Origin of the sequence: Achromobacter sp. ES-001 (assembly GCF_019448355.1) — a bacterium.
GTDB lineage: Bacteria > Pseudomonadota > Gammaproteobacteria > Burkholderiales > Burkholderiaceae_B > Achromobacter > Achromobacter spanius_B.
Window position 1 is genome coordinate 5,201,611 of sequence record NZ_CP079940.1, and the last position, 15,698, is coordinate 5,217,308.

The window sequence follows — 15,698 nt, forward strand, 5'->3', positions numbered from 1 at the left end:
GCCCATGCACGTCTATATCGGCTCGCGCACCACGCGCGAACGCAATGCCCGCGGCGATGGCATCAGCGTCTTTGACTACGCCCCCGACACCGGCGCCTTGACGTTGACACAGGTAGTGGGGGGCCTGCTGAACCCCTCTTATCTGCTGCCGCATCCCGCGCTGCCCGTGCTGTACACCGTGCACGGCGACAGCCACGAGGTCAGCGCGCTGCATCGCGACCCGCGTCAAGGCGCGCTGACCCCCTGGCACCAGCAGGACTGCCAGGGCCGCAACCCCGTGCACCTGGCGCTGGCGCCGTCCGGCCGCTTCCTGATGGTGTCCAACCACCTGAGCGGCACGCTGGCCGTGTTGCCCGTGGCGGATGACGGCGCCCTGGGCCCGGTGGCGCAACGCATCTCCATGCCCGGCCAGCCCGGCCCGCACCGCAAAGAGCAGCCCTTTGCCAAGCCGCACTACAACGTGGTCGATCCGTCGGGACACTTCGTGGCCGTGCCCGACAAGGGGCTGGATCGCGTGTTCGTCTTCGCGCTGGACCAACACGGCGCGGGCGATGCGCCCCACAGCGTGGCCGATACGCGCGAAGGCGCCGGCCCGCGGCATGCCGCGTTTCATCCCACCGGCCGCTGGCTGTATGTGGTGAACGAGCTGGACAACACCGTGGCGGCCTACACGGTCACGGCAGGCGCGTTGCAGCCCTTCCAGGTGCTGCCGTCATTGCCGGACACCTGTACCGGCAACAGCCGCGCCGCCGGCATTGCCGTGGACGCCCACGGCCGCCACCTGTACGTGTCCAACCGGGGCGACGACAGCATCGCCGTGTTCCGAGTGGACCCGTCCAGTGGCCGCCTGACGCCCGTGCAGCACGTGCCGTCCGGCGGCAAGACGCCCCGCTTTTTCACGCTATCGCCCGACGGCCGCTTCTGCTTCGTGCTGAACGAAGACAGCGACACGCTGGTGCGCATGCGCGTCAACGCGCATGACGGCACGCTGGCGCACGACGGCTACGAGGTGCGCGTGGGCAGCCCGGTGTGCATGGTGTTCGCGCGCAGCCGGGCTTGAGGCTTGAGGCCAGCAGCAACCGGCATGCGCGGGCAGGAACGCGCCTGCTCCGCGCATGGGCCTTACTGTGGGCCCGCCGATCTGTGGACACGCCGATCAGAAATCCATCGACGCCGACAGCATCAGCGTGCGCGGCACGCCTTGCGAAATCGTGCCGTAGGACGCCACGCCGGACCAGTACGCGCGGTTGGTCACGTTGACCACATTGGCGCGCAACGTCACGTCCTTGCCCTGCACGCGCATCGCGTAACGCGCGCCCACGTCGAACGTGGTCCACGACGGCACTGACTGCGTGTTGGCCTGATTGATGTATTCGCGCCCGGTATAGACCATGCCGCCGGTCAGCGTCAGCCCGGCGACCCACGGCGTGTCCCATTCCGCGCCCAGGTTGGCCGAGAATGTCGGCACGCCCACCGGCCGGTTGCCGACCGTGGCGGCGCTGTTGGTGCGCGTCAGCTCGGCGTCCAGCCAGGTCACCCCGCCCAACAGGCGCAAGCCGCGCAGCGGTTCGCCGGACAGGCCCAGCTCCAGTCCGCGATTGCGTTGTTCGCTGTCCGCGCCGTACACGCCGTTGGTCAACTGGCCGCTGGGCTTGGTGATTTCAAACGCGCTCAAGGTCAGCATCGCGTTGTCCAGCTCCACCTTTACGCCCACTTCCTTTTGCTTGGCCTTGTAGGGTTTGAACACCTGCCCGGCATTGGACGCAGTGGCCGGCGCCACGTCGCCTTTGCTCAAGCCTTCGATGTAGTTGGCATACAGCGACACGTTGCTCCACGGTTTCACGACCAGGCCTGCCAGCGGCGTGGTGGCGCTTTCGTCATAGCTCACCGTGCGCACGCCGGTCGTGGCGTTGAAGTTGCGCGATTCGATGCGCTGCTGGCGCACGCCCAGCGTCAACTGCGCGCGCTCGTCCAGGATGCTCATCGTGTCGGCCAGAGCCAGCCCGGTCAGGTCCGACGAGGACACCTTGGGCACGTTGCGCGGCGCGGGTATGTTCTGCTCGGGGCGCGTGATGGGGTGATAGATGTTGGACGTCAGCGGGGTGCCCGACACGCTGGCCTGAAGGTTGCGGTCGCTGTACAGGCTGCCCATGAAACTGATGGCGTGGCGCACCGGCCCGGTGTCCAGCTTGGCGCGCAGGCCAGCGTTGTAGGTGCTGCGCTCGACCTTGAAGCGGAAGTTGTTGGGCGTGACCAGCGTGTCGCCCGCGCTGTTGACGATGGTGGGCGTCTGGTCGGACAGGCGCGACACGTCGGTGTCCGATCCCCCCGCATCGGCGAACACGGTCAGGCGGTCGCTGATGTCGTATTCCACTCGCAGCAGCGCGGATTGGCCGTCGGACTTCCACCAGCCCCAGGGCTGCGTGGCGTTGCGGCGGCCATCGGCGGCATGCGGCACGTCGATGCCGGAAGCCACCAGGAACGGGCGCGTGGGCGCGTCGACTTTTTCATGTTGGGTCAACAGGTCCAGCGAGGCGCGCAGGCGTTCGCCCTGATAGTCCAGCGACAAGGCGCCGATGTCGGTGCGCGATGACAGGTTGTCCAGCGGCGTGTCGCCCTGGCGATGCATGCCGTTGACACGCACGCCCCATTCGCCGTCATTGCCGAAGCGGCGGCTCAGGTCCACGCGGCCGCCAAACTGCGAATCGCCAACATAGTCGGCCGACAGGCGCGTCAGGTCCTGCGGCAGCGAGCGCTTGGGCACCATGTTGATCACGCCCCCCACGCCGCTATTGGGCGACATGCCGTACAGCAGCGCGGCCGGGCCTTTCAACACTTCGACGCGTTCGATGTAGTCGGTGAAGACGTGATAGTTGGGGGCCACGCCGTACACGCCGTCGAACGCGATTTCGCCCAGGTTGCCTTCGCCGATGGGAAAGCCGCGAATATAAAAAGAATCGGTCACGCCGCCGATCTGCCCGGTAAAGCGTACCGAGGGCTCGGCGTTCAGCGCGTCGGCCAGCGTGACGGACTGGCGGTTGGTCAACATTTCAGAGGTGTAGCTGGTGACGTTGAACGGCGTGTCCATGACGTCGCGATTGCCCAGCAGGCCCATGCGCGCGCCGCGTGCCACCTGGCCGCCCGCGAACTCGGGCGGCAGGGCCGACGGGGTCACGCCCGATCCGGCCACGGTGATACTGGGCAGCAGCGTCGCCGCGCCGGCGTCGCCGGCCGGCAGCTTGCGCAGCGAATAGGCGCCCGCGCCCTGCTCGGCCACGGTATAGCCGGACCCGTCCAGCAAGCGCGCAAAGCCTTCGCGCACGGTGTAGGCGCCCACGATGCCGCGGCTTTGCTGTCCGGCCAGCAAGGTCGAGTCAAACGACAGCGGCACGCCCGCCGCCGCCGCGTACTGCGCCAGCACGTCGCCCAGCGGACCGGCGCCTATGGCGTAAGACTGGCGCAGCGCCGGAGCGGCTGCGGAAGGCGCGACGGCGCCCGACGCAACGGCGCCCGACGCAGCGGCGCCCGACGCAGCGGCGCCCGACGCAACGGCGCCCGACGCAACGGCGCTTGCCTCCGGCGCTGCCGTCGCGGCCATCGGCGCGCCCGCCACGGCCAGCAGCATCAGGCCCGTACCGGTGGTTTGCCTCATCGTCGCCCAGGACGACGGGGTGACGATGCCACGGGGCAGGCGCGGCGTACGGGTATTTCGGAAAACCATGAAACGATCCTTCGTAAGGGACGGGGTGGCGCTCGCGTGTCGCGACGATTCACCCGGTACACCGGACGAAGCGAAAAAAAGGCTCAGCCAAAACGCAATTAGTTTGTAACGTCGGGGCGGCCGGCCACCGTGATCCAGAACGGCGTGACGCGGCTGATGCGCACCGGCAGGGTTTTTTCCAGCAGGCGCAGGCTGCCGTCGGTATCGGCCAAGGGAAAGGCGCCCGATACCCGCAGCCCCGCCACGGCCGGATCGCAACGCAACACGCCGCGCCGGTACCGGCCCAGTTCGTCCACCAGATCGGCCAGGCGCCAGTCGCGCACGGTCAACATGCCCCGTTCCCAAGAGGCGGACGCGGTATCGGCGGCGGACGCCGGCGCCACGTCGTCGGCAGTGAACACGGTTTGCTGCCCTGCGTGCAGAAGCATCGAAGCCGGCTCCGAATGCCCGCCGCCGCCCTGCGGCTGTATCCGCACCGAGCCATCGAACACCGCCACGCGTATGCCCGCGCCGTCATCGCGCACCATGAAGCGCGTGCCCAGCGCGCGTATCGTCCCCTGCGCCGTGCGCACGATAAAAGGGCGGTACACGGGCGAGGGATCGCGGCCGGTGGTCAGCAGGATTTCGCCGGCGCGCAGCCACAGCACGCGCTCATCGGCCGTGTACTGGATGTCGACGGCGGTGGCCGTGTTCAACACCAGTTGCGTCCCGTCGGCCAGGTCCAGCCGGCGGCGTTCGCCCGTGGCGGTGCGCGCATCGGCCACCCATTCGCGCCAGGGCAGGCCGCGCCAGGGCAGGCCGCGCCAACCGGCCACGGCAGCCGGGCCCAGCACCAGCAGCGCGCCCAGCGCGCGTATCGCCTGGCGTCGGCCGGGCCGGTCCAGTCGGCGCAGCGTGTGGCTGGCAATGGCGGGCGGCAGCTGGCCGAAACCGCGCAACATGTCCTCCACCCGCGCCCACGCCGCGCGATGCGACGCGCTGCGGTCGCGCCACCGATCAAAGGCGGCGCGGTCAGCGGCGGACAGGGTTTCGGACTGCAAGCGCACCAGCCAGCCCGCGGCCTCTTGCAGGATGGCGGGATCGATGGCGCCGCCCGTGTTGCCGCCTGCGTTGCCTCCCGTGTTGCCTCCCGCGTTGCCGCCCGCGTTGCCGCCTGTGTTGCTTCCCGTGTTGCCGCCCACGACGCCGCTCATGGCGCGTGCCCGGCAAAGGCGATCAGGCAGGCCGTCAGCGCGCGCTGCATGTGGCGTTTGACGGTGGCCAGCGACACGCGCTCGCGCGTGGCGATGTCGGCATACGTCATGCCATCGAATTGCGACAACAAAAAAACCTCGCGGGTCTTGGCCGGCAAGGTGCGTAGCGTGGTGTCGATGGCGTGCAACGTTTCAAGGATCTGCGCGCTCTGCTCCGGCGATGGCGCCTCGCGCGGGGGCAGTTGCGCCACCACGGCCAGGTAGGCGTCCTCGATCGCGCGGCGGCGCCAGTGGTCCACGACCAGGCCCTTGGCAATGTGCGTCAACAGCGCGCGCGGCTCGGGACCGGCGCCGTCATGGCGGCGCCCCGACATCAAGCGCACAAAGGTGTCGTGCGCCAGATCGGCCGCGTCAAAGGAATTGCCGAGCTTTTTGCGCAGCCACATTGACAGCCAGCCGTGATGATCACGATAGAGCTTCGTGACGTTGTCAAAGGTGGATAAATGGGAAGCAGGCAAGGCGCACCTGACGCGATATCGCAAATGGGAACGATTTTTATTTTATATCAATCGCCGTTGTACCGCGCACGCGACTACCGGAAATGGGGTGCGCGAACTTTGATATTGAGCAAGGCGCGCGGCTTAACTTCACCCATGCCGTCAGATAGAATCAAGCACCCGTTCTCTCGCCAATACCACCATGCAGAACCTTCCGACGTTCCCCTCTTTTCTTGCCGGCGGCGGCGAGATGGGCAGGAAGGTGGCTGACTTCGATTGGGCCGCCACGCCGCTGGGCTCCATCAGCGAATGGCCCACGGCGCTGCGCGTGGCGGCGGGCATGGTGCTGTCGTCCCGCTTTCCGTCATGTCTGGTCTGGGGCCGGGAACTCATCACCATCTACAACGACGCGTTCCGGCCCATCCTGGGGGCCAAGCCCGAGGCGCTGGGCCGCTCGTTCAGCGATGTCTGGAGCGAAGCCTGGGCCATGATCGGCCCCATTGCCGACCGCGCCTTCGCCGGCGAAGCCACCTTTATCGAAGATTACCCGCTGGTCATCGAACGATTCGGCCAGGCCGAGGAAGCCGCCTTCACCTTCTGCTACAGCCCCGTTCGCGACGAGACCGGCGCGGTGGTCGGCATGATCGACACCGTGATCGAAACCACGTCGCGGGTACAGGCCGAACGCGCGCAGGCCGAAGCCCTGCGGCAAGCTGAAGACACCTTGCGCCAAAGCCAGAAGATGGAAGCCGTGGGCCAACTGGCCGGCGGACTGGCGCACGATTTCAACAATTTGCTGATGGGCATCGCGGGCAGCCTGGAGCTGATCAGCCTGCGGCTGGCGCAGCAACGGTTGGGCGAGCTTGAACGCCACATTGAAGTGGCGCAGCGTGGCACCGAACGGGCCGCCGCGCTAACGCACCGGCTGCTGGTGTTTTCGCGCAACCAGCCCCTGTCGCCGCAAGCGGTGGATGTGAACCACCTGGTGCGCGGCATGGAAGACCTGATCCGCCGCAGCGTGGGCCCCGGCATTGCGCTGGACCTGGCGTGCGAGCCCAAGCTGTGGGCGGCCTGGGTTGACCCGCACCAATTTGAAAACGCGCTGCTGAACCTGTGCCTGAACGCGCGCGACGCCATGGAAGGGCAAGGCCGGCTGGGCATCGAAACGGCCAAGGTCACGCTGACCGAGCAGACCTCGCGCGAACGCGGGCTGCCCATGGGCGACTACCTGCGCCTGACGGTCACGGACACCGGCTGCGGCATGACGCCGCAAACCATGCAGCGCATTTTTGAACCGTTCTACACGACCAAGTCGCCCGGTCAGGGCACGGGGCTGGGCCTGTCGATGCTGTATGGCTTCGTGCGGCAATCCGGCGGTCAGGTGCAAGTCAATTCGCGGCCGGGCCAAGGCACGGCCATGAGCCTGTACTTCCCGCGTTTTGACGGGGCGCTGGCGCCCGTCGAAATGTCCGCGCGCCTGGAACCGCCGCGCGCCTCCACCGGCGCGACCGTGCTGGTCGCCGAGGACGACGTCTCGGTGCGCGCCGTGGTCGTGGAAACGCTGTCCGAACTGGGCTACGCCGTGATCCAGGCCAACGACGGTTCCAGCGCGTTGCGCGCGCTATCGGCGCCGGGCCAGATCGATCTGCTGATTTGCGACCTGGGCCTGCCCGGCCGCATGGACGGGCGCCAGGTGGTCGACGCCGGCCGGATGTTGCGGCCCGGCCTGAAGGTGCTTTTCATCACCGGTTCGGGTTCACAGACGCTGGCCGAATCGGGCGCCCCCACGCTGGCGAAACCTTTTGCGCTGGATGAGCTGGCGCGCAAGGTTCATGCATTGATGGGGGCCTAGCGCCGGCCGCCGGAACGCCGGCCGCCGGATCGCCGGCCGCCAGTCCTGACCGGGTTCCCTTACAGCTTGGGCGCGTAGCGGAACGTCAGCATGACGTTGCGCGGCTGGCCGTAGTAGTTGTTGCTATTCAACGTGTTGTAGGACGGCACGTAGTATTTCTTGTCGAACACGTTATTGACGTTCAGGCCGATGCTCAGTTCCGGCGTGGCCTGATAACCCACGCGCGCATTCCAGATGGTGAAGCCGGCCAGCTTGAAGGCGCGGTCCGAACTGACGGTGTCGGTCTGCGTGTTGACGCCCGCGCCCACGCTCAGGCGGTTCATCATGCCTGGCAGCTTGTAGTTGGCCCACAGGCGCAGCATGTGCTTGGGCGTCCACGTGTTGAAGACCTGACCCTTGTTGTCGGGGTCTTCCAGGTACTTGGTGGTGTTGTAGGTGTACCCCGCATACAGCTCCAGCCCGCGCAGCACTTCACCCGACACCTCCGCTTCCACGCCCTGACTGCGCACCTTGCCCGACGCGCGCGAGCAGTACCAGCCGTCGCACGCGAAGCCGGCAGCGTAATCGTTGACGGCGCGGTTCTTGTGGTCGTAGCGGAATAGCGCCAGCAGCGTGTTGATGCGGCCGTCCGCCAGTTCGCCCTTGATGCCGACTTCGTAGTTGTTGCCTTCGATAGGCTTGAGCAGGCTGCCTTCCTGCGTGCGCTGCGTCTGCGGTTCGAACACCGTGGTGTAGCTGGTGTAGGCGGACCAGTTATCCGTCAGCGAATAGACGATGCCGGCGTACGGGATGAATTTGCCGGATGTGCTGGACGTGGTGGTGCCGCCGCCGCCGCTGTAGGAATAGTCATACCAGCCGACGCGGCCGCCGCCGATCAGCGCCAGCGACTCGGTGGGCTTGACGCGCCAGGTGCCATAGATGCCCTTTTGGCGGATGTCGTAGCTGCTGCGCGAGTCATAGCCGCTGGCCGCCGCGATCGAATCGATGTCCTGCCAGGGGCGATGGTGGTCCAGGTCGAAGATATTGCCGTTCTCTTCCCACACCCGCGTGAAGCGGTCGTTCGTGGTCAGCTTGGAATAGTTGGCGCCCAGCACCACTTCCTGCTCCATGCCCAGCGCGTTGAAGCTGCCGCTGATGGACATGTCCGCGCCGCGCTGCTTGCTGTTGAAGTCCACGCCGAAATCGCCATACGACAAGCCACTGCCGTCGCGCTGCACGGCGTCGGCCACGCGCTGGTGCACCGTGGTGTTCTTTTCATTCATGGCCACGCCGGCAAGCTTGAATCGCCAGGCGTCGTTCAAGCGATGCGTGAGGTCGGCGTTGAAGATCGTCTGGTCGTTCTTGGCGCGGTTCCAGGTGGATCCCGTGAACGTCGAACGCGGCAGATCGATGGCGCCGCCGTCCTGGTAGCGCGGGTAGCCCACAATCATCGGACGCGAGCGGCTGTAGCGGTTGCTGATGCCGATGCCGACCGTGGTGTCCTCGGTCACGTCGACGTCCAACGCGGCGTACAGGTTGCGCGTCTTGTCCCACACGTAGTCGATATACGAATGGCTTTGGTCTTCGTCCACCACCACGCGGCCGCGCAGCGTGCCCGCGGCGTTCAGCGGCCCGCCCGCATCCAGCGTCAGGCCGTAGTGGTCCCACGAGCCGGCCTTGCCGGACAGCACCACCGACGGCTCGGCGTCGCCGCGCTTGCGCACCAGGTTGATCGCCCCGCCCGGGCTGCCCGCGCCTTGCAGCAGGCCGGCCGCGCCGCGCAGGATCTCCACGCGGTCGTAGAACACCAGCGAGTCCTGCTCCCAGTTGCCCAGGCTGTAGCTGTTGCGCAGCAGGGACACACCGTCGTATTGCAGCAGGTCGACCGGAAAGCCCCGCGAATTGATCGCCACGCCCGCCCCCACGCCTTGCACGCCGACCATGCCGGCTGTGTTGTTGATGGCGTCCGGCAGGCTGGTCATCACCTGGTCGTCCATGCGCTGGCGGGTCAACACGGTGATGGACTGTGGAATGTCCTTGAGCGCCTGTGTGGTTTTGCCGATGGTGACGGCGGGCGTGGTGTACGACCCCGTGCCGTCCGTCGTGGGGTTGTAGCTGCCCGTCACCGTCACGGGCGCCAGCGTTGCCGCCTGCCCGGCGGCCGGCGCGGGTTGCAGACGGTAGCCGCCGCCGGCGCGGCCCACGGCCTGCAAACCGGTGCCCGCCAGCAGTTCGGACAACGCCGTGTCCACGGCAAGCGTGCCAGACACGCCGCGTGTACGGGCGTTGGCGGTCAGCGCCGGGTCCGAGGCCACCATCACGCCCGCCTGCACGCCAAACGCGCCCAACGCCGTGCTTAACGGTCCGGCCGGTATGTTGAGGTTCACGGTGCGCGGCTTCGACGCCGACGCGTCCTGCGCGTCCTGCGCATACACCGCGGATGGCCACGGAGCCGCAAGCGCGATGGCGGGCAACGCCAGATGCAGGGCAACGCTGAGACGAGTGCGCGGCAAACGTTGGCGACGCGGCGTGGACAAGTGGGCGGCGGTGGCCACGCGGGCAGGACGAGAAGACATGAAGGGGGATTCCTGGCTCATGAAGGACGGGCGCAGCGTGCCGCGCGAGAGCGCGATGGGGCTGCTTTCCTTACATGACGCGCGGGAGGATGCGTTACGCCGTTCCGGTTACAACTTTCTATGCCAAGCCCACCGACACCCAATAACGGGTATAGCGGCGCACGCGCACGGGCAGCACGTCTTGCAGCATGTCCAGCACGCGCTCGGTGTCGGCCAGCGGAAACGCGCCAACCACGCGCAGCGCGGCCGCCTCGGTCGAGCAGGCCAGCCGCCCCGGGCGATAGCGGCCAAGCTCTTGCAGGAACTGCGCCAGCGGCAGTTCGTCGGCGATCAGCATGCCGTGGGTCCAGGCCGATGCCGCCGCTTCAAGCGGGCGCGGCGCATAGCCGCCCGCCGTTGAAAATTCTGCCTGGTTGCCCGCCTGCACGCGACGCGGCGCATCGGCGGCGTTCAGGCTGCGCACATCGACCGCGCCTTGCAGCACCGCCACGCGCAGCGCGCGGCCATCGTCCAGATCGCGCACGACAAAGCGTGTGCCGACCGGCGTGAGGATGCCGCTGCGCGTGCGCACCTGAAACGGCCGGCCCTTTGCGTCTTGCGCCGTCGTCACCAGGATTTCGCCTTCGTGCAGCACGACCTCGCGCAAGGTCGCGGTGTAGCGCAGGTCCACCGCGCTGGCCGTGTTCAGTTCCAGCCGCGTGCCGTCGGGCAAAGTCAGCGCGCGGCGTTCGCCGGTGCCGGTGGAAAGGTCGGCCGTTATCCGGCGCACCGTGCCGGCCTCGCCCATGGCCCACGCGCCCAGCCCCACCCCCGCCGCCGTCACCATCCAGCGAATGGCGTTGCGGCGCGACTGGATCAAGGGCGCCTGGCGCAGCGTGTGGGCGGCCACATCATGGCCGGCCTGCGCCACGCCCGAGGCCACATCGCGCGTCAACGCGGTCAAGCGTTGCCAGGCCAGTTCATGCGCGGGCTGCGCGCGCCGCCATTGTTCGAAGCGCGCGCGGTCGGCATCGCTGGCGTCTTCGCGCAACCGCGTCCACCAGTCGGCCGCTTGCCGCAAGACCTTGGGATCGACACGCCCGGCCTCGGGCGCGTGCGGGCGCAGCAGCTTGGCGCCGTCCATCACGCCTCGGCTCATCCGTAGACCGTCGTGTAGCAATGCACCAATGCGCGCGCCAGCGACTTTTGCACGGCATTGGGCGTCAGGCCCAATTGCTGCGCGATCTCGGCATACGACAAGCCATCCACCTGCGCCATCAGGAAGATGCGGCGGCTGTTCATGGGCAGCGTGTCCAGCAGTTCGCAGAGTTGTTCCAGCGCTTCCAGGATCAGCGCGCGATGCTCCACCGACGGTTCGACCGCCACGGGTTGCAGCGCCAGGGATTCGGCATAGGCGGCTTCGAGCGCGGCGCGGCGCGCACGCCCGATGACCAGGCGCGTGGCGATGGTGCGCAGATAGGCGCGCGGCTCGGACAAGGGTTCGCGCACATTGGCGCGGATCAGGCGTTCAAACGTATCGTGCGCCACATCCGCCGCGTCGCATGCATTGCCCAGCTTGCGCTGGAGCACATTGCGCAACCACTGGTGGTGAGCCTGGTAGACCGATTGCACTTCGGCGTGGGCCGCGAAGGAAGAGGATGGCATGGCGGAGCGCCCCGGCGTCGCCGCCAGATCCTAAACAAAATGAAAATGATTCGCAATTATAAATATCTTTGAATCGTTTTCAAGACGGGATTTGCCGGGGCCCCCGATCAGAACTTGGCGGTCAGGTTGACGAACACGCTGCGGGGTTCGCCGTAATACACCTGGCTGGCGACGCCGCCCATATAGTATTTTTTGTCGAACAGGTTGTTCACGTTCAACTGCGCCGACAAGGCCGAGCTGAAGTCGTAGCGCGCCATCAGGTTGTAGATGGCGTAGGCCTTCTGCTTGGCCGTCACGGTATCGTCGCCCGCGCTGACCTGGCTATAGGTCGAGATCTGCCAGTTGACGCCGCCGCCCACGGTCAGGCGGCTCCAGTCGCCCGGCAAGCGGTACGTGGTGAACAGCTTGGCCATGGCGCGTGGCCGTTCGGTGTTGACGGACACCCCTTCGGCATCGCGGCTGGTGTAGTACGTGCCGCCCGCGTAGGCGTTCCAGCCCGGCGCCAACTGGCCACTGACTTCCAGTTCCACGCCCTTGGTCGTGACGCCGTCGGCCGTGGTGTAGGCCTGGTCCATCGAGCCCGGCACCAGCGCGTCGCCATCCAGCACCGCCAGCTTGCTTTGCTTGACCTTGAACAGCGCAATCGACGTGTTCAAGCGGCCGTCCAGGTATTCGCCCTTGACGCCCACTTCGTAGTTCTTGCCTTGCACCGGGTCCAGGTAATTGCCGTTGCGGTCGCGGTTATCCTGCGGCTGAAAGATGTCGGTGTAGCTGACGTAGGTGGAATACGTGTCGTTGATGTCGTAGACCACGCCCGCGTAGGGAATGAACTGCGAGTCCTTCTGGTCGCGCGTGTCGGACTTGGATTCCCACGTGGCGTAGCGGCCGCCCGTGATGGCGGTCAGGCGGTCGGTCAGCGACCAGCGCGCCGCGGCGTACGCGCCCTGCTGATGCGTGACCGTGTCGCGCAACGTGGCGTCCGTCCAGGTCGGCTGCGCGAATGAACCGTCCCATTGATAGAAGTTGCCGGTGCTGGCCAGGGACGCGCTTTCAAAGCCGTAGCGATAGAAGTCTTCGCCATAACGGCTGCGCATGGCGCCCACCACCACTTCGTGCTTGCGGCCCAGCAAAGTGAACGGCCCCTTGGCCTGCACATCCAGCGAGGTCTGGTCGGCGTACGAATTCCAGTAGCCCGGCAACGCGCGCAGGCCCGTGCCGGTTTCGCGGTCCAGGTCGCCATACAGGTACAGCAGCTTGGCGTCGTACTTGCTCTTGCGATGGGACCAGTCGGCGCGCACTTCCCAGTCGTTCTGGAAGCGGTGCGACAGCGTGGCGAACATGGTTTCGTTGGTGGTGTGCCAATACGTCCAGTCGGCCGCCGTGGTCTTGGAGCGCCGCCAGCTCGTGTCCGTGCCGTCGCTGAACACCACGGGCAGGCTGCCCCAGGTGGAGCCGCGCGGGCGCTTGTCCTGATAGTCGGCGCCGATGCTCAAGGTGGTGTTGGGCGTGAGGTCGGCGTCGATCACGCCGTAAAACACCTTCTTGTTAGCGTGGTACAGGTCGATATAGGAATCGCGGCCCTGGTACACGGCGACCATGCGGGCGCGCACCGTGCCGGCTTCGTTTAACGGCGTGGACATATCCAGCGTGCCGCGATACTGGTTCCACGAGCCAAAGCCCGCGCTGACCGAACCGGTAAAGGTCTTGCTGTTGGCGTGCTTGCGCACCAGGTTGATGGAGGCGCCGGGATTGCCCGCGCCCGACATCAGACCGGTGGCGCCGCGCACAACCTCAATGCGGTCATAGATGAAGGAATCGTTATCGGATTCGCCATACATGGACAGGCCGATGGTGGTGGGCACGCCGTCGTATTGCAGGCTGTCGATGTAGAAGCCGCGCGACCAGAAATCGGTGCGGTCCGAATCCTCGCTGACCACCTGCACACCCACCACGTTGCCCATCACTTCGTCCAGCGACCGCAGGTTCTGGTCGTCGATGCGCTGGCGCGTCACCACGCTGACGGACTGCGGCGTTTCGCGCAGCGACAGCGTCAGCCCGGTTGCCGCCGCGGATGCGGGCGTGGTGTAGGAGCCCGTGCCTTCGGTTACGGCCGGGTCCGAATTGCCCAGCACGGTCACGGGCGCCAGGCTGGCCACGCCGCCATCACGCGTCAGGATAATGCTGTCGCCCTGCCAGCGGTACACCACGCCCGTGCCTTGCAGCAAACCGCGCAGCGCTTCTTCGGGTGTCATGCTGCCGGAGAAACCACGGGTGGACAGGCCGGCCACCACGTCGGGCGCGTAGAACACGCGCACCTTGGTCTGCGCCGCCCATTGCAGCAGCGCATCGCCCAGCGGCTGGGCGCCGATGTTGATCGACACGCCGGCGTTCTGGGCGCGCACCGCGCCGGGCGCGGCGGCCAGACTCAAGGCCACACCCAGGGCCAGGCCCATGGCCAGCGTCAAGGAAGAAGGCATGAAGCGCGGGGTGGCGCGGGCACGGCGCGATGCCGGCAATGAATTTCGGTGTGCGAAGAAGGTCACGACTACCTGCTGTTTCGGTTCGACGAGGGGGGTGGCAAGGGCCGGGCTATGAAGCGCGGCCCAACGCCTTCCTTCGTAGAACGTTTCAAACGCAGATAAACCTGAATCTCATTCCCATTTATTTTGTAACGGCGCCCGCCGCGTCCGCCCGCGTGTAGATGTCGATGGGGCCGCCGGGGCGTGGCGCAAGGCGCACCGGCGCAATGGCAGGCAAGGCATCGATCAAGGCTTCGGGGCGGTCAAGCGGGAACGAGGCGGACACGCGCAAGCGCCCCACCTTGTCGTCGGCCAGGCGCAGCGGCGTGGCCAGATAGCGGTTCATGTCGCGCACGACGTCTGCCAGCGGCGCGTTCTTGAACACCACGCGCCCTTCCCGCCAGGCGGTCGCCCCCGACACGTCGGCGGGCGCGGGCACGCCGATGGCGCCGCTGCCGGGCACGCGGATGCCATGGCCCGCGCGCAGCACGGCGCGGCCCAGGTTCCACCAATGCCCGCCCGACACCTGCACCGTGCCGGACTCCACCAGCACGGTCACCTGGTCGGCGTCGCGGCGTACGTCGAACACCGTGCCCGTTACGCGCACCACGCCGCTGCCGGCGTCCACAGTGAACGGGCGTGTGGCATCCGCCGCCACGGTAAAGGTGATTTCGCCGCTGTCCAACGCCACGTCACGGCGTTCGGCATACAGCTTGACCGTGGCGCGCGTGCCGCCGTTGATCTCAAGCACGGAACCGTCGGGCAGGCTTAGTTGGCGGCGTTCGCCGCGTTCGGTGCTGACCGTGGTGGTGAAGGACGGCGCGGGCACCGGCAGGTTCCACCACACGCCCAGCGCAACAACCACCGCGGCCGCACAGGCCAGCGCGACGCGCAGCGTCAAGAAGCGGTCAGGCCGTGGGAGGCTGGGCCGCGCCGGCACCGCGCCGCCCAACAGGGCATGCACCTGATCGCGCGGCAAGCCCGCCGCCGCCGCGCCCAGCTGCTGCATGCGGTCGAACTGCCGGGCGCGCTCGGGGTGGTCGCGCCGCCAGCGCGCAAACGCGCGCCGGTCACGCCGTGTCAGTTCACCCGAATGCCAGCGCGCGAACCACCACGCCGCGGTGGCGGCGTCGCGCGGATCATCGCGCGGATCATCGTGATCAGGGGTAGGAGACATCGTCATGGAGTGTATTCGCGCAGGCGGTCGCGGGCATGCTCGATGGCGCGCATGACATAGCGTTCGATCATGTTCTTGGACAGGCCCATGTGCTGGGCGACTTCCGCCTGGGTCCAGCCTTCGATGCGGTTCAGCACGAATGCCTGGCGGCACTTGGGCGGCAATTCCGCCAGCACTTTGGCCAGATCGTCGGCCAGGCGCGCGGCCCGCAACGGCGCATCGGGGTCTTGCACGATCAACTGATCGGCGTCGTTCAATTCGTCCAGCGGCACGTGTTCGGCGCGGTCCTGCCGCCGCCACCGATCGATCAAGCGATGGCTTGCCGCCTGGAACAGATATCCGCGCGCCTTCAGCGCCACGCTGGCGTCCGCCTTCAGCAAGCGTTCGACGGCGTCATGCGCCGCGTCTTCGGCGTCGTGCCGGTTGCCCGTGCGGCGGCTCCATACGCCCACCAGCTCGTCGTAATACGCGAGCCAGCCGGTGCGGGTCGGAGGTGAGCGGGACATGGGCCGAACGGATTACGCAGCGAAACAGGGTGGC

11 protein-coding genes are annotated in these 15,698 nt (G+C 67.2%); 2 read left to right on the forward strand and 9 right to left on the reverse strand.

Annotated elements, in window-relative coordinates; genetic code table 11:
* Positions 1–4: 4 nt before the first annotated feature.
* Positions 5–1,060 carry a lactonase family protein gene (locus KYT87_RS23705; protein ID WP_219990983.1) on the forward strand — a complete coding sequence of 352 codons (1,056 nt, stop codon included), beginning with the start codon at positions 5–7 and terminating at the stop codon, positions 1,058–1,060.
* 96 nt (positions 1,061–1,156) lie between these two features.
* Here the strand turns inward: KYT87_RS23705 and KYT87_RS23710 are convergent, their stop codons facing one another.
* The 3 genes from KYT87_RS23710 to KYT87_RS23720 form a co-directional block, all read right to left on the reverse strand.
* Positions 1,157–3,721 (reverse strand): TonB-dependent receptor, encoded by a 2,565-nt coding sequence (locus tag KYT87_RS23710; RefSeq protein ID WP_219990984.1) that lies wholly within the window; start codon positions 3,719–3,721, stop codon positions 1,157–1,159.
* A gap of 98 nt (positions 3,722–3,819) precedes the next feature.
* Positions 3,820–4,914 carry a FecR domain-containing protein gene (locus KYT87_RS23715; protein WP_219990985.1) on the reverse strand — a complete coding sequence of 365 codons (1,095 nt, stop codon included), beginning with the start codon at positions 4,912–4,914 and terminating at the stop codon, positions 3,820–3,822.
* Positions 4,911–5,360 carry a sigma-70 family RNA polymerase sigma factor gene (locus KYT87_RS23720; protein WP_370638729.1) on the reverse strand — a complete coding sequence of 150 codons (450 nt, stop codon included), beginning with the start codon at positions 5,358–5,360 and terminating at the stop codon, positions 4,911–4,913. The genes KYT87_RS23715 and KYT87_RS23720 overlap by 4 nt, the downstream gene beginning before the upstream one ends.
* Positions 5,361–5,613: 253 nt before the next feature.
* Between KYT87_RS23720 and KYT87_RS23725 the strand changes: the two genes are divergently transcribed.
* Complete coding sequence (locus KYT87_RS23725) at positions 5,614–7,263, forward strand: ATP-binding protein (protein WP_223264721.1); 1,650 nt, start codon at positions 5,614–5,616, stop codon at positions 7,261–7,263.
* A 59-nt stretch (positions 7,264–7,322) separates the two neighbouring features.
* Here the strand turns inward: KYT87_RS23725 and KYT87_RS23730 are convergent, their stop codons facing one another.
* From KYT87_RS23730 to KYT87_RS23755, 6 genes are all read right to left on the reverse strand, one after another.
* Positions 7,323–9,818: a TonB-dependent siderophore receptor gene (locus KYT87_RS23730; RefSeq protein WP_219990986.1), complete on the reverse strand. Its 2,496-nt coding sequence runs from the start codon at positions 9,816–9,818 to the stop codon at positions 7,323–7,325.
* Positions 9,819–9,936: 118 nt separating this feature from the next.
* On the reverse strand, positions 9,937–10,941 hold the full coding sequence (locus tag KYT87_RS23735) for a FecR domain-containing protein (protein WP_046806772.1): 1,005 nt from the start codon (positions 10,939–10,941) through the stop codon (positions 9,937–9,939).
* An 11-nt stretch (positions 10,942–10,952) separates the two neighbouring features.
* On the reverse strand, positions 10,953–11,462 hold the full coding sequence (locus KYT87_RS23740) for a sigma-70 family RNA polymerase sigma factor (RefSeq protein WP_046806773.1): 510 nt from the start codon (positions 11,460–11,462) through the stop codon (positions 10,953–10,955).
* 107 nt (positions 11,463–11,569) lie between these two features.
* A complete protein-coding gene (gene fhuE, locus KYT87_RS23745) occupies positions 11,570–13,939 on the reverse strand; it encodes a ferric-rhodotorulic acid/ferric-coprogen receptor FhuE (protein ID WP_219990987.1) in 2,370 nt (789 codons plus the stop codon).
* 184 nt (positions 13,940–14,123) lie between these two features.
* Positions 14,124–15,164: a FecR domain-containing protein gene (locus tag KYT87_RS23750; protein ID WP_219990988.1), complete on the reverse strand. Its 1,041-nt coding sequence runs from the start codon at positions 15,162–15,164 to the stop codon at positions 14,124–14,126.
* On the reverse strand, positions 15,161–15,664 hold the full coding sequence (locus KYT87_RS23755) for an RNA polymerase sigma factor (protein WP_046806776.1): 504 nt from the start codon (positions 15,662–15,664) through the stop codon (positions 15,161–15,163). The genes KYT87_RS23750 and KYT87_RS23755 overlap by 4 nt, the downstream gene beginning before the upstream one ends.
* Positions 15,665–15,698 lie beyond the last annotated feature (34 nt).